The 15,182-nt window shown below is 56.2% G+C and carries 14 protein-coding genes and 1 pseudogene; all 15 read right to left on the reverse strand.

What is annotated here, in order from left to right; translation table 11 throughout:
- Positions 1 to 9 precede the first annotated feature (9 nt).
- The gene (locus ACR0L1_RS16775; protein WP_480859958.1) at positions 10 to 999 is read right to left on the reverse strand and encodes a type II secretion system F family protein; all 990 of its coding nucleotides are present in this window, start codon (positions 997 to 999) and stop codon (positions 10 to 12) included.
- A 12-nt stretch (positions 1,000 to 1,011) separates the two neighbouring features.
- Positions 1,012 to 2,037 (reverse strand): type II secretion system F family protein, encoded by a 1,026-nt coding sequence (locus tag ACR0L1_RS16780; RefSeq protein WP_170786937.1) that lies wholly within the window; start codon positions 2,035 to 2,037, stop codon positions 1,012 to 1,014.
- 14 nt (positions 2,038 to 2,051) lie between these two features.
- Positions 2,052 to 3,449 carry a TadA family conjugal transfer-associated ATPase gene (locus ACR0L1_RS16785; RefSeq protein WP_480505068.1) on the reverse strand — a complete coding sequence of 466 codons (1,398 nt, stop codon included), beginning with the start codon at positions 3,447 to 3,449 and terminating at the stop codon, positions 2,052 to 2,054.
- A 47-nt stretch (positions 3,450 to 3,496) separates the two neighbouring features.
- Entirely contained in the window at positions 3,497 to 4,702 is a 1,206-nt protein-coding gene (locus tag ACR0L1_RS16790) for a CpaE/TadZ family protein (RefSeq protein WP_480505066.1), read from the reverse strand.
- A gap of 11 nt (positions 4,703 to 4,713) precedes the next feature.
- Positions 4,714 to 5,355, reverse strand: coding sequence for a TadE/TadG family type IV pilus assembly protein (locus ACR0L1_RS16795; RefSeq protein WP_170786944.1), 642 nt, complete (start codon positions 5,353 to 5,355; stop codon positions 4,714 to 4,716).
- A complete protein-coding gene (locus ACR0L1_RS16800; protein ID WP_480860066.1) occupies positions 5,352 to 5,675 on the reverse strand; it encodes a hypothetical protein in 324 nt (107 codons plus the stop codon). Before ACR0L1_RS16800 ends, ACR0L1_RS16795 begins: the two co-directional genes overlap by 4 nt.
- Before the next feature lie 12 nt (positions 5,676 to 5,687).
- Positions 5,688 to 5,840, reverse strand: a pseudogene (locus ACR0L1_RS16805) (TadE/TadG family type IV pilus assembly protein); the annotation flags it as partial.
- Between the two features lie 8 nt (positions 5,841 to 5,848).
- A complete protein-coding gene (locus ACR0L1_RS16810; RefSeq protein WP_480505063.1) occupies positions 5,849 to 7,366 on the reverse strand; it encodes a pilus assembly protein TadG-related protein in 1,518 nt (505 codons plus the stop codon).
- 28 nt (positions 7,367 to 7,394) lie between these two features.
- Positions 7,395 to 8,246 carry a Flp pilus assembly protein CpaB gene (gene cpaB / locus ACR0L1_RS16815; protein WP_170786951.1) on the reverse strand — a complete coding sequence of 284 codons (852 nt, stop codon included), beginning with the start codon at positions 8,244 to 8,246 and terminating at the stop codon, positions 7,395 to 7,397.
- A 263-nt stretch (positions 8,247 to 8,509) separates the two neighbouring features.
- Positions 8,510 to 8,713, reverse strand: a complete 204-nt coding sequence (locus ACR0L1_RS16820; protein WP_480859961.1) for a Flp family type IVb pilin — start codon at positions 8,711 to 8,713, stop codon at positions 8,510 to 8,512.
- 298 nt (positions 8,714 to 9,011) lie between these two features.
- A complete protein-coding gene (gene urtE, locus ACR0L1_RS16825; protein ID WP_480552003.1) occupies positions 9,012 to 9,707 on the reverse strand; it encodes an urea ABC transporter ATP-binding subunit UrtE in 696 nt (231 codons plus the stop codon).
- Positions 9,708 to 9,710: 3 nt separating this feature from the next.
- Complete coding sequence (urtD, locus tag ACR0L1_RS16830; RefSeq protein WP_170773791.1) at positions 9,711 to 10,451, reverse strand: urea ABC transporter ATP-binding protein UrtD; 741 nt, start codon at positions 10,449 to 10,451, stop codon at positions 9,711 to 9,713.
- Positions 10,448 to 11,677 carry an urea ABC transporter permease subunit UrtC gene (gene urtC, locus ACR0L1_RS16835; protein WP_480859964.1) on the reverse strand — a complete coding sequence of 410 codons (1,230 nt, stop codon included), beginning with the start codon at positions 11,675 to 11,677 and terminating at the stop codon, positions 10,448 to 10,450. Before urtC ends, urtD begins: the two co-directional genes overlap by 4 nt.
- 3 nt (positions 11,678 to 11,680) lie before the next feature.
- Entirely contained in the window at positions 11,681 to 13,633 is a 1,953-nt protein-coding gene (gene urtB / locus ACR0L1_RS16840) for an urea ABC transporter permease subunit UrtB (RefSeq protein WP_480859966.1), read from the reverse strand.
- A gap of 61 nt (positions 13,634 to 13,694) precedes the next feature.
- Positions 13,695 to 14,975: an urea ABC transporter substrate-binding protein gene (urtA, locus tag ACR0L1_RS16845; protein WP_480505053.1), complete on the reverse strand. Its 1,281-nt coding sequence runs from the start codon at positions 14,973 to 14,975 to the stop codon at positions 13,695 to 13,697.
- Positions 14,976 to 15,182: the final 207 nt, after the last annotated feature.

Here is a 15,182-nt window from a genome sequence, read left to right on the forward strand (position 1 = left end):
CCTAGTCGCTTAGTTACCTGCTGCTAACGAGCTAGAATAGCGGATAACAACCGGGGCCAGGATCAATCCTGCAAGAGCCGGTAGCATCAACATTGCCATTACGCCAGACATCTTGACCGGCAGCTTGTTTGCCATCTCTTGCGCTCTGATTTCGCGTAGTTCCCGCATCTCGTCAGCGTATGTTTTCAATGCGGAAGCAAGTGGCACACCAAATCGCGTCGATTGCAGAACAACACTGACAAAGGAACTCATTTCTTCAATTCCGGTTCGGCGCGCCATGCGCATTAAGGCTGCATCACGGTCACGGCCCGCTTGAATTTCACTCAGAGCAACTAGAATTTCTTCCGACAATTCTGGCGAAACAAGCTGCAACTCTACCGCCACTTTTAGCAAAGCCTGATCGAACCCCATTCCAGCCTCGACACCAATCTGAAGCAAGTCCAGCATATTTGGGAAAGCGTTTTCCATCAAACGGCGGCGTTCTTTGATACGCGAGTTCATCCAAAGCTGCGGAACGAAGAAGCCAATGGCACAAAGGATCACGACATTGCGTAGGATAGAAAGCACATCCAGCCCAGACATATAGTCTGCGATCCGCGCCCCAATGCTCGTCGGAAGTTGCCAACTCAATAACGCCAAAAAGATCATGGGCAAAGACGTCGCTAGCGCCAGGCGAACTGCATAGTATCCTGCTATCGCGTTCTTGCCACGAAATCCAGATTGCGCCAACACCTGCCCCACTTCAAATCGCAGATTGGCATCAGCGGGTATTAAGGCTGCAGTCAGACCAGTTGGAGCTGGGTCTTCACCTCTATCGATATTGACGCGTGCCAAGTTTTGCCTCGGTCGGCTTGGAACCATACGGTCTGCTGCCGACGAGCGCTCGCTCAGCGAAGACGAAATACCAAAGAAAGCAATGAACGCCCCGGCAATCACTAGAAGAAAAATCAAAGCTTGAAGGGCAAACTCATTTTGCAGCAAAGAGTCTAAAAGTTGCATCGCAAACGCTCCTTATATCCGGAAATTCACGAGTTTGAACATAACGATGGCGTTCAGGACAATCGCAGCTGCGATAACTCCCATCACCGGCCAAAAAGACGGTGCGTCCATTACATCTCCGTAGTAGGACGGCGACAAGATCGTCATGGCCACCGCAATCACCACCGGAATAGACGATAGAATGTAAGCTGTCATACGCCCTTCGGCTGAGATGGCCTTGATCTTACGGCGCAAAGACATGCGCGCTCGGATCACCTGGGCGAGGGTCTTAAGGATTCCGGCTAGATCGCCGCCGGAACCATGCTGCATCATTAAAGCAACCGCCAGATATCGGACGTCTTCCTCGTCAACTCGATCAGCCATATTTTTCATCGCCTCGGTCAATTCCTCGCCAAAGGCTACCTGATCGACAACGAGACCGAACTCTGTTCCAATAGGATCAGGCATTTCTTCAGAAACGCTCTGAAGTGTCGTGTTTAACGGATGACCAACTTTTAGACCTCTCGACATCAAATCCAACGCGTCGGGCAGTTGCTTAATCAATGCTGCCTTTTGCCGTCTCAGCGCGGATCCGAGAAAAATCAAAGGAGCGATTATGAACAAGAGGATAGAAATCGGGATGACCTGAAGTGGATTTGCAACCATTGTGCCACCGATGGCACTAATCAGAAACGCAACACCACACCCGATCAGAAACATTTCCGGAACCATGTTCAACCCAGCTGCCTTCAAAGCGGCCGGCAAATCACCCACAAAGGGAAACTTACGCAGGATTGGGCGCGTCTCCTGAGGTTTGAGAAGGTTGAGAACATCTTCGCCAGTCTTGCCTTCGTTCAGCATCTGAATACGGCGGTTTATCGCTTCTTCCCGGTTTTCACCGCGACGGGAAAACTGACGAATACCTTCAAAAGCGATAAGAGCGCCAAGAAAAATCACTAGTGCGATAATAAAGCGGACATCAAACCCGGCGACTTCCATTTCGGGGCCGACGATCGTGCTTAGATCCAGGTTTTCTATAAAAGCGCGAAGCTGTTCCATACCGCTGGCCCTCCTTAGTTGAACTGGATCGAGGACATGTCGATCCCGGCAGCGGCCAGAGCATCGCTGGACTTCGGACGGATGCCGGTCGGCATAAAGCGACCCTTAACCTTGCCGTTCTCGTCCTTGCCTTCGCGTTTGAAGACAAAAATGTCTTGCATGGTGACGATTTCGCCCTCCATACCAGTGACTTCGGCGATCGAGGTTACGCGGCGGGTACCATCGGACAGGCGGTTCAGCTGCAACACGAAGTGAATGGCCGAGGCAATAGTTGCACGAATGGCCGAGTGCGGCAGTTCCATACCACCCATCTGAACCATCTGTTCAACACGAGACAGGGCGTCCCGAGGGCTGTTGGCGTGGACCGTAGTCATTGAACCATCGTGGCCAGTGTTCATCGCCTGCAGCATGTCGAACGCCTCAGAACCGCGCACTTCGCCCACCACGATGCGGTCAGGGCGCATCCGCAGAGCGTTGCGGACCAGATCACGCTGTGCAACGGCACCGGTTCCGTCCAGACCTGCCGGGCGGGTTTCCATACGCAGTACATGTTCCTGCTGCAGCTGCAATTCGGCCGCGTCTTCGATGGTCACGATGCGTTCGCTCCCACCTATATAGGTTGAAAGTGCATTCAGCATCGTGGTCTTACCAGAGCCGGTGCCACCCGAGATCAGAATGTTCATCTTGGCCTCGACCAGACCGCGCAGCAGCGACGCCGCGCTATCATTCAACGCGCCATTGTTCACAAGGCGCTGCATAGTCAGAGGCACGCGGGCAAACTTACGGATAGACAGCGCGGGCCCGTCCAGCGCACAAGGCCGGATGATCGCATTCACACGGCTGCCATCCTCAAGACGCGCATCTACCCAAGGTTGACGTTCGTCGATACGGCGACCAACGCGGCTGACGATCTTGTCGATGATACGCAACAGGTGACGTTCATCACGGAACCGAGCCGGGGTTTTCTCAAGAATACCGGCGCGTTCTACGAAAATCTGCTGATGGCCGTTCACAAGGATATCGTTGATTGTCGGATCGGCCAGCAAAGGTTCAAGCGGGCCAAGGCCCAAAACCTCATGCATCAGCTCTTCGACCAGTTGCTTGACCTCTTCGCTGCGCATGGCGCGGCCTTCGTGGCGCAACAGTTCGGTGGCGTGTTTGCCGATCTCACCGCGCAGCGTGTCTTCTTCAACTTTGTCGATCACCGCCAGGTTCAGCTTGTCCAGCAGCGAATTGTGCATCCGCGCTTTCAGATCGATGCGGTCCATCTCTCTGGCATGCTTGGTCGCCAATTTCTCGGCTTCAAACACAACGTTATCCGAAGCTTTATCAGAAACCTGCTTCGTATCCAGCGGAACGACCTTCGCGGCGTTCGAAGTTGTGCGACCAGTCCTGTCAAATTCACGAAACATGTTCTTAAACCCTTACTACTATTCACTTCACGTCTGCGGATATGCGATTACGAGTTGTTAACACGCGGCGGCATAGCAGCGCGCGCGTCATCGGCCAGTTTCTTGATTGCTCGCGTTGCTGGCGCACGGTTGGAAACATCTTGCAACGGGATGCCCCGGTCCACGGATTCACGAACCGTGCGGTCATCCTTGGGCACCCAATGGGCAAAATCCTGTTCCAGCAACTTCGCCGCTGCGCGGTGATGGGCTGCGGGCAACAGAGGTTTCTTTTCAAGGCTCGCCACAAGTTGGATATCGATGGCGGGGTTCTCGCTTTGATAGAAATCCATCAGTTTGCGGGCGGACCGCACCGACGGGACGGCGACATCCGTGACCAGATACAGCCTGTCGGCCTGTGTCAGCACCGGAGTGATCCATTCCACCAGGGCCCGCGGCAGATCGACGACCACATAGTCATGAGTCCGCTTCAGGTTATCCAGAATTGCCGTGATCTGGTCTTCCTGAATGGCTGACAGCGGGCCGTAGCGCGAGGGTGCAGCCAGAACGTCAACACCGCAGGGTGCCTTGACCATAGCCTGTTCCAGAAACGCACCGTCGGGGATGCTTTCATCCATCGCCATGCGCCACATCGCGTCGCTTTCTTCCACGTCCATCAGCGCCGCGATCGACCCGAACTGGAAATCCAGATCCACAACCGCAACCTCATTGGTCGCTTTCTTCTTGAAGAAACCCTCCTTGGCCTGCAACTCGTTTGCCATATTCGCAGCCACCAGCGAGGACCCAACCCCGCCACGCGACTTGGCAACCGCAATCACCTTGCCGAGAGTTGCATGTCCACTCCAAACGGTGGGCAGTTGCGCCTGACGGCGGTTGCGGATCGCATCCACCTGCGGCACGATCTCTTCGTTGATGGCATTTCGGGGCAATACCTCGTCCACGCCCAGTTTCGTAAGCTGCCGCGCTTTTTCCAGCGGTAGATCTTCGGGGGCCAGCGCGATGATAATGGCATTGGGCATCCGCGCATCGCAGATATTCTGCGCCGTCTTCAACGCACCATCGGCGTCATCTTCGACATCGAACAGGACAACATCATGCAAAGACGCAAGGTTTGCGGCCTTTCCATTGACGCCGGACACCGTTTCTTTCCGACCGGTAAAGCTGCAATTCTCCTGATCCGCCAGAGATCCTTCGATGGCCGAGTAAATCTCTTCATCGGGCGAAATCAAAAACACTGAAATCTGCTTGGAATTCATTATCTTACTCCTTACTCTACCGCCCCGACAGCCAGGTCTTCGGCAGGAACCGAAGTGCTCATCGCGGGAAGGGAAATACTGTTCGGGGTATTGGACGTGACCGCCGGATTGCCCGAGGCCAACGCAGCCAGACCAGCCAGCGGCATTACGAAATTGAAATCGACACCGATCAAATCAGCCGTCACGACCGGGGTATAGGGACCACCTAGGAATCCCAGACGGGCATCATGTGAATAAGTGAACTGTACATTCGCAGGTCCTGTGCCCGGCGGCAACAGAGGACCGATCTGGTTCCAGATGCGCGCGCCGTACGGGGTCGAAGTATCCAGCGTGCACGGCGCCGGAAGATTGGGGACAGCGCAAATGCCACCATTGCTTCGGCACAAGGCCCCAAAACGGGTATTCGCATCTCCACCAGGGCCCAGTGTGTGAGTTGCCGGCAACGCTCCACATTGCGGTGGGCCAACCGTCGCCAAACGGGCAGCGGTGTGCATCGCTTTTTGCGACGCCGTCGTCGACCAGTAAAGACGCCCGTAGTCTACGACCCCGAAAATCAGGAACAGAAAAAGCGGGATGACGATTGCCAACTCGACCAAAGCGGCACCACGCTGATTGCGGGCAAACGCTTGTAGGATATGAAGAACCTGGTTCATACGCCATACACCCTGCTTTGATCCGCAACTTGGAAATTCAACGCGCCAACCCCGTCACCAAAAAAGTCAAAAATTCCACCAAATATCAAATCAATGCGTACATCGGCCGTAACCTCGACCACCGAGGTGGGATTCAAACGATAGTCACCAGCCCGCTCGAAACAAGCGAAAGACACATCCGACAAAATTGCGCCTGCCGGAATTACAGTCGACCCATCCAATTGTGTTTCAACAATATCAGTCGCCAAATCTTCCAAATCCTGAAAATCGCCGGGGGTCCCCGTCTCGCACAGATCCAATGGTGCAATACGCGCAATCATTCGCGAAGCGTCGCGGACCCCGGCGGATGTGGATTGGTGTATCCATGTAATCCTGCCCCCTTCGATGATCACCGCCAAGAACAGCAAGATCAGGGGCATGACCAGTGCGAATTCGACCATCGGAGCACCGGATTCACAGCGCTTGAGTCGTGAGATAAGGGACATCAGACGTTTCACCGGTACAACCTCACGACATCGCGGAAGATACCTTCGTCAATACCGGTTCCGGCGCCACCGACCTGTTCGACCACTTCGACGTAGATATCGAAATCAGTTCCCGAGGTTTGCTCCAGTGGCTGGATCAGAAAGACTTTTACGAATTCCTGCACCGGCACGTCCACAGCTCGACCTGCAACTGGATTGGTATCGCAATCGATAGCGGCGGCGATGAATGTGCGGCGATCAGGGTCAGGGTTCGTTGTGCTCGCACATTGCCGACGACCAGTTTCACTGCGTCCCTCAAGAATGTCACGGCCAGCGAACTTGGTAATCTCATCCAGATACATCTGGTAGCGCGTGTTGCCGGTAGGCAAGCTTATGGTCCCATCAGCAATCAGCGGATGTGGTTGCAGCGGGTTTAAAGGGTCTGTTCCAGTACCATAGTTCGTCGCCAAATAGGCGGCTCTCCCATCATCCCAGTCCCCATCACCGAAGCGGCCGGCACCTTCGGGCACCAATGTGGCGCAGTTTCCGGCATCAAAACAGTCGTCGCGCGGGAACGGCATGGTGTCATCTGAAATCGTTGGATTGTTTTTCAAGCACTGGCCCGTCGGATTCTCCCACCCAGCAATAACTTGAGGACCAGGGGCATAGGCAGGATCATTCCGCAAGCTGTTCATCGTTGCGAGGAATAAATCAAAACGAGAGTTATAGATGGCCGAACCAATACCGTTCCGTTGCCCCGGTTCCGTGTCCACCCCACGCTGCGACACACACTTAGTCAAGTTACCCTCGGCGGCGATAAGGCAGATATAAAGGCTTGATCCATTCAAACCCGCACAGGGGCCGTTGGGATTGATCCCGATATCTTGAGGATCAAGGAAGCCAAAGTTGCCCGGCCCCCAGGCCGAACTGTTGCCACCGGTACGCAACTGGATAGCCTGACCGACATTTGCGTTAGCCGTCCAGCCATTCGGGATGCAAAACATCAGAGGCGTCACATCGCAAGCAAAAGCTGTATAGCCAGCAATCGCGGTCGCGCCGACTTGTTCATTCGGAGCAGGGGCCCCCAACAACGCAGCCAAACCACGTGTAAAGGGCAGGAGAACGGTTCGCGGCGTTGCTTGCACCTCGACCATAACTGCCGCAAGTGGATCGGTGGTCACAAATGCGTCGACCGCGTCATCATCATCAGGGTCGACAGCAGGGTCCGGCAAACCGGTCAGAAAGCGCAAGCTGAAATCGGCGGCCGAGTCAAGCGTCTGATCCCCATCGGCAAAGAATTGGCGATCCGCGATCATGTTCTCGGCGGCTGTACGCGCGCGGGTAATAGCGTCGGCATTGCCGTCAAGTTCGCCCGCCGCGGCCAATGCCACATGGTCGGCATAAGACTGCAGGTCGGTCTGGGTCGAGGCCATACGGCCAAGGTCAAAGGTCAGGGCGGCGAAGCCGAGGATCATGGCCAGGCTAAGTGCCACAAAAATCAGGATCGTTCCGTCTTCTTCTTTCTGGAACTTGGAAACAAAAGTCATCGTTTACCCTCCCTGACCCTGACTAGCATCAATTCACGGTGCTGGATGTGTCCGTAAGCGGAACCTCGTCGTCGGTTGCCGTAATAGTTACCTTCTCTTCCTGAACGTCCGAGATACCGCGACGCACTTTCACAACAGGTTGCGGGGTACCATCTTCGACTGGTGATTTTTCCAGCAGGATGTCGCTCAAACGTACAGCCTCAAGAGGTTTGTTTTCAGTCTCATCCAGTGAACGCAGAGACAGGCTCAGCTGTCCGGCCTTCTGTGCCAGGGCCAAACGCTGGCTTTGTTCCGGAGTCACCTCGACGGTAACGGTCCGCGCAATGCCAGGTCTGTCAATTTCTTCATCGGCTTGCTGGTCGACACCAATTATGCGGATATTTTGAAGGATCGTAATGGCGCGCAACTCCTCATCTCGCCCGCGCGTCAGAACAATGTCGATATAGTCACCAGGGGTTACAAACCCACCGACGCCGGTTTGCGCATTTACGTTGATCGCCATGGCACGATTACCTTCGCCAAGCGTCTGCACGATGGTAACTTTCTCGCCAAATTCTGATACTTTCGAAGCAAGAAGAATTTCACCCTGGGCCAATGCGCGTTTGGCCCGGCGCGGTTCTCCACCCGCCGTGGGAAGAACATCGTTGTAATTGGTAAAGACACCAACGGGCACTGCTTCGGCTGGCCACTCGATCGTAGTCAATTTATGACTTTCAATCGGGCTTCCAAACGGAATGTCTTCTGATACAGCCACAACCCGCACGATACTCGCATCCACAGCTGCTGCTTGGTTTCGCTCAAGCTGGTCTTGGGTCCAGAGCACAGCGCCTCCAGCGAGACCAATACCGAAGATTGACATTAATAGAGATTTAACGCGCATTTTGCCCTCCAATTTCCGAAAGTAATAATGGCTGTCAGGTTTGGGCGGTGTTCAAAAAGACTGAGCAGTTTAGCATTCACTCTGACGCATTTTACCATCTACGTGTTGCTCCCGCCCCATCAAAAAGGCGGGGGCAACTTCACTAACGTCAGCTCTGCGGCGCTTAGATTACTTCCTAACAAGTGTGCTTGGTATCTCGTGACAAAATGTAACAAGACATAGCCCAACCAACTACCGTGACTGCCGCAGAACAAACTATAATATTAGGGTGCCGGAACCACCGCGCGAACACTGTCAAGAACATTTGCCGCATCATCAAAGTTGGCCGAGGTGTCTTCCGCGATGCTAATCAGTGCAGTACCGCCAACAATAACGGCGAGCAGCAGGGCCACGCCATATTCGACCAGGGTCGCACCGCGCTCGTCTTTGCGCAGCTTCAGATAGAAATTGCGAATAGTATTCGACATAATTTTTACTCCAGACTGTTTTACCAAGTGCGAAATCCGCACGCTTACGAGGTACCAGGCAGCATCCCCGTTAATAAAATGTTTACCAGCCGTGAACCTTTAGAGCCTCCCCACAAACGAAAAGGTTTTCCCGTATAACGGGAAATTTTTGTCGTTTAAGGCAGATTTGTGACCTTGCTCTTGCGTTGAATCAGCGATTCGATCGGTGATTCCCGCTTATTTCACACGCAAACACGTCTATGGCCGATCTGAGGACACAGATCGGCCACATTTGCACCCAATACGCGGATTGAGTGTTCTACACTGTTACGCCTTGCAGAACCCGGTCGCGCGACAGCTCTTGCCGCGATCCTTGCATCAAAATCTCACCGCGCCTCAGAACAACGAAGCGGTCAGCGAGGTCATAGGCGAAATCGAAATACTGCTCGACCAGAACGATCGCCATCTCACCTTTAGAGCGCAGATGGCGAATGACCTCACCGATCTGCTGGATGATGTTGGGCTGAATACCCTCGGTAGGTTCATCCAGCAGCAGCAGGCTGGGTTTGGTGATCAGGGCACGTGCGATGGCGAGTTGTTGTTGCTGGCCACCTGACAGATCACCTCCGCGGCGGTTCTGCATTTTCTTGAGAACCGGGAACAAGTCGAAAATCTCATCGGGGATAAAGTGTTCGCTGGACGGCAGGCAGGCAAAGCCAGTTTCCAGATTTTCGCGCACAGTCAGCAGGGGAAAGATCTCGCGCCCCTGGGGAACGTATGCCACCCCCTTCCACGCCATTTTATGCGCCGGAAAGGGCGGGAGGGCCTCACCATTCAGCTCCAGCGTACCGCCAGAGCGGGGATGCGTGCCCGAGATTGCCTTGATCAGGCTGGTCTTTCCGACACCATTGGTGCCCATCACGCAGGTCACCTCACCCTGCGCGGCTTGCATCGAAACACCGTGCAGGATTTGCGAATGCCCGTAGTGCAGGGTCAGATCGTTCAGTTTCAGCATCGCCTAGCGCCCCAGATAAACGTCGATGACGTCCTGATTTGATGTCACGTGGTCCAAGGACCCCTCGGCCAGAACCGAGCCCTCGTGCAACACAGTCACCTTGCAGTTCAGACGGCGGACAAACTCCATATCATGCTCCACCACAACCACGGCGCGGGTTTTCGCGGCCTGCACCAGAAGATCGGTGGTGTGTTCGCGTTCCTGCGGGGTCATCCCGGCAGCGGGTTCGTCTACCAAAAGCAAGCGCGGCTCCTGTGCCAGAAGCATCCCAATCTCAAGCCATTGCTTCTGCCCGTGGCTGAGTTCGCCCGATTTGCGGGTCAACTCGTCCTTCAAGCCGATCTCGGCGGCCAGTTCCTCGACTTTCTCCAGATCGCCCTTTGAAGGGCGGTAGAACAGCACGCCCAACCATCCGCGTTTGTTCTTCAGCGCCATCAGCAGGTTTTCCTGCACGCTCTGATCTTCGAACACGGTGGGTTTCTGGAATTTCCGCCCGATCCCGGCCTGCGCGATCTTGGCCTCACTCATGCGCAGCAGGGAAACGGATTTCTCGCCCCAGATGACGCGGCCTTCGTCAGGACGTGTCTTGCCGGTGACGATATCCATGAAAGTGGTCTTGCCCGCACCGTTCGGCCCGATCACGGCGCGCAGTTCCGCGTTGCCGATCTGGAACGACAGGTTGTTGATGGCGCGGAACCCGTCAAAGGTGACGGAAACGCCGCTGACTTCTAGCAGAGTGCTCATTCCGCGGCCTCCTTTTCGCGCAACGCGCTTTCATCAGGCCCCAGGGCCGCACCGTGGCGCTGCGGTGCCCTGCGGTTGGTCCAGAGGTCGAACAGCCCCCCGATCCCTTGTGGGGCGAACAGTGTGACCAGCACGAAGGACACGCCCAGCAGCACCTGCCACCAGTCAACCCATTTGATTGTATAGAAGCCCAGCGGGATGTCCGGGGCCTGCCCGCCGGTGAACCATGTGCTAAGCAGACTGACGAACGCCGCGCCGATGACGGCACCGTACAGGCGACCGCGCCCGCCGATGGCGACCCAAACGGCCAGATAGATCGAGGCGATGGGGGCCATTTCCTCGGGGTTGATAATGCCCGCCTGCGGATAATAGAGTGCCCCCGCGATGGCGGCGATGCAGGCGGTCAGAGTGAAGACGGCCAGCTTGTAGACCTCGACCGAATAGCCGAGGAACCGCACCCGCGCCTCGTTATCGCGGATGCCGCGAATGACCGAGCCGAACTTGCCCGACACCACCCATGCCGCCAGCATGTATCCCAAGCCAAGCGCAAGTGCCGAGGCCCACAGGAACCAGACCGACACCACGTCCTGCGAGGTGGTAACACCCGGCAGGTTCTGCAAACCCGACAGGCCATTGTTGCCGCGCAATCCGCTGTCGTTCTGGAACAGATACAGCGCCAACGCCAAGGTCATGGCTTGGGTCAGGATCGACAGGTAGACACCCGTGACACGGCTGCGGAAAGCGAGCCAACCGAAGATCAGCGCCAGAAGGCCCGGCACCAGCACCACCAGCGCCAGTTGCAGGAACAGGCTGTCCGAAAAGGCCCAGATCAACGGGAATTCGGACGAACCAACCACGCCGAAGATTTGCGTACCAATGGCGTCCACGACTTCGGATGACGTCGGAGGGATTTCGGCTTGCGACAGTGACTCGACGACGATCAGCCGCGTGCGTTCATACATCAGCCACATGCCGATCATGTAACCGCCCAGCCCGAAAAAGGCGAAATGGCCCAGAGAAAGGATGCCGGTGAAGCCCCAGACCAGATCCATTGCTACGGCAATCAGGCAAAGGCACAGGGTTTTGCCCAGCGTCTTGACGAAACTGGTCGAGATCACGCCGATCCCGAACCCTTCGGACAGGACGGTGACGCCCAAAGTGAACAGGGACAGGATAGCCAGAAAGACCAACACCGATGGGTTTTTGGCGACAAAGCTGCGTTCCATGGCTCAATCCCCCGCCGCGCGGCCTTTTAGGGCGATGATGCCCCTTGGCCGGAACTGAATGAAGATGATGATGAAGATGATCATGTAGGTCTGCGCCGCGAGGGTGTTCGAGGGGTTCATCCACTCGATCCCCTTTTGGAGGAAGCCGATCATGCCCGCGCCTGCCAGCGCGCCCCAGATGTTTCCGACACCGCCGACAACCACGGTCATGAAGCTTTGCACGATATAATCGCTGCCTAGGTCGGACGTGACCTTGGCGAACAACCCAATCGCAACCCCCGCGATCCCGGCGATGCCCGAGCCGAGGCCAAAGGTCAGCATGTTCACCCGCCCCGGGTTGATGCCCATCGACCCGGCCATGCGCGGGTTCTGCGTGACGGCGCGCATCTCAAGCCCCAGCCGCGTGCGTTTCATGATGTACAGGAACAGTCCCAGAAAGATCATCGCCAGAACGAAGATCGCGATACGGATGTAACTGATCGAGACCACATCGTTCAGCACCCATGCTCCGTCCAGCCAGCCCGGTGCAGTCAGTGGGCGGGCCTGCGTGCCAAAGATGTTCTTGGCCAGTTGTTGCAGCGCAATAGAGATACCAAACGTCGCCAGCAGAGTCTCCAGCGGGCGAGAATAAAGCCAACGGATCACCAGCCGCTCCATCGCGACGCCCATGGCGAAAGTGACGGCAAAGGCCATCGGGATGGCGACGATGATCGACAGCGTATGGTCGGGGATAAACTGCTGCACCACATAGCCGGTATAGGCGCCCATCATGATGAACTCGCCATGGGCCATGTTGATCACGCCCATCACGCCGAAGGTGATGGCAAGACCGATAGCGGCGAGGAAATAGATCGAGGCCAGAGAAATCGCGTCCAGAGTAAGGTCGAGGGTCTGGTTCAGGCCGACCTTCAGTTCGATTTGGTCCAGCGCCTTTTCGGCGGCGGCTGTGACTTCAGGAGAAGGCTCGGTATAGGTTTCAAAGAACACATGCGCGCCCAGCGCTGCGTCGATGTCAGTCTGCGTGATCAACGCGGGGACAGTTCCGGCTTCGGCCAATGCCGCATAAGCCTGCGCCCGGGCGGCGTCAGTGGTCAGTTGCGCAACCGGAACACCGCCCACGCGGCCTCCGTCTATATTGGCGGCCAGCGCCGTGCGGATGTCATCGGGCGATACACGGGGTTTGGCTAGGTCACCCGCGACCAACAGATCATAGGCGGCATCACGCGACAGGTCATTCGAGCCCGGTTGCAGTACACCGGCGATATTCACATCCGAAGGTAAATCTGTCGCCGTCTGCAGCTTGGTCACGACCAGAGGGTTCAAAGCCGCGCGCACGTCCACACCCAGATCGTCGGACATCTCCTCGATCGCGGCCACACGGGCTTCAGTATCTTCGTCGTAGCCGATGGTCAGCAACCGCTCGAGGCGTTGCTTCTGCGCTTTCAGATCGGCGTCGGGTTCGCCATCAATCGACGCGCGCAGCGGCTCAAGCAGAGCGCCCTCGGGATCGCGTTGGATAGACGTCAAAGCGGCCAGTCGTTTTGCACGATCCGGGTCGGTCAGTTGGAATTGTACCAGTGCCGTGCCGATCATCGCGCGGATGCCGCTATTGGGTTTCAACTGTTTCAGGTCGGATTTCTCAAACGTCCCGACGACCTCTCCGGTGTCGAAATCGGTCAGCTCATATGAACGCCCTTCACCCTTTTTGCCGGCAAAGAACAGGCCATCGGACTTGCGCATCCACACATTTTTAGCGGCCCACGTCTCAAGCATGACCTGCGCTTGCGGCAACCCGCTGCTGGCAATCGCTTCAATCGCCGGTCCGATCGTCTTGCGCGAGCTTTTGGCGATGATCTCCTGATGCTCTTGCAGGATCGGTTGCAGACCGCCCTCTTGCGCGTTGGCCGTCAGGCAGGCGCACAGGATTGCGAGGCCCGCAAGGAATAGTCGTAACATGTAGAGAAACCCGAGGTGTCTTAAGGGCAAGGCGGGCGATCACACCCGCCTTGCGTGTCGTTTAGTAGTTCGACAGCGTCTGAACGCAGGTCTTGGTCTCGGTGTTGTACATACCGCAGCCCAGATCTTTCCAGTCAGACTTCAGTACCGCCGATTCCGGCAGGAAGTCGGTCCAGGCGTCGCCCGGAACAACGTCAGTTTCGCTAATGATGTCGAACTGACCGTCTTCCTGAATCTCACCGATCAGAACCGGTTTGGCCAAGTGGTGGTTCGGTAGCATGACTGCGGTTCCACCGGTCAGGTTCGGGAACTCCTGGCCGTACATCGCGGCGCGCACATCGTCGACTTCGGTCGAGCCGGCTTCAGTCGCGGCGTTCACCCACATGTTGAAGCCGATATAGTGTGCTTCCATCGGGTCGTTGGTCACGCGGTCTTCACCCATGGTGGCTTTCCACGTCTCAACGAATTCGGCGTTCACATCGGTATCTGCCGACTGGAAGTAGTTCCACGCGGCCAGGTGACCGACCAGGTTGGTGGTATCCAGACCCGAGAGTTCTTCTTCTCCGACCGAGAAGGCCACGACCGGAATATCGTCCGCCGAAACGCCTGCTGCTGCCAGTTCCTTATAGAAGCCGATATTTGCGTCGCCATTGATGGTCGAGATCACGCCGACTTTCTTACCATCTGCACCCAGCGCAACCACGTCCGCAACGATCTTGGACCAGTCGGAATGACCGAAGGGGGTGTAGTTGACGAAGATATCCTCGTCCGCGATGCCTTTACCCTTCAGATAGCTTTCCAGAATGTTGTTGGTGGTTCTGGGGTAGACATAGTCTGTGCCGAGCAGAGCGAATTTCTCGACCCCCAGCTCCTCCAGGAAATAGTCTGTCGCAGGGATTGCCTGCTGGTTCGGCGCGGCACCGGTGTAGAAGACGTTCTTGGACGATTCTTCGCCCTCATACTGAACCGGGTAGAACAGCAAGCCGTTCAGTTCTTCGATCACCGGCAGAACCGATTTGCGGCTGACCGAGGTCCAGTTGCCGAAGATCACATCCACTTCATGCACGGTCAGCAGCTCGCGCGCCTTTTCGGCAAACAGCGGCCAGTCGGATGCGGGGTCGACGACAACCGCCTCAAGCTGTTTGCCCAGCAGGCCACCCTTGGCGTTTTGCTGGTCTATCAGCATCAACATGGTGTCTTTCAGCGTGGTTTCCGAAATCGCCATGGTGCCAGAAAGCGAGTGCAATACACCGACTTTGATCGTGTCTTCGGCAGACAGTGCAGCGGTCGCCATGGCGGCAAAGACAAGAGATCCGGCGAGCGTGGATTTGAGAGATGTCATATGATTCTCCTGGGCGGGGCCGGGAGAGAGGGCTTGCGCAGATACGCACTCTTCTTCTACCTGATCCCCGCAACTGTTGTTGCGATCCGTGTGGCGGTTGTGTCCGAGGTCCAATTCGCGCAGCCGTCACACACCCTCGGGGATCGTCCCCGTGGCGGGCACCCATACCGTTTCTGCATCGCAGAGAATTTGGCAAATAGTTGACAG

Source organism: Ruegeria sp. J8 (genome assembly GCF_056531925.1).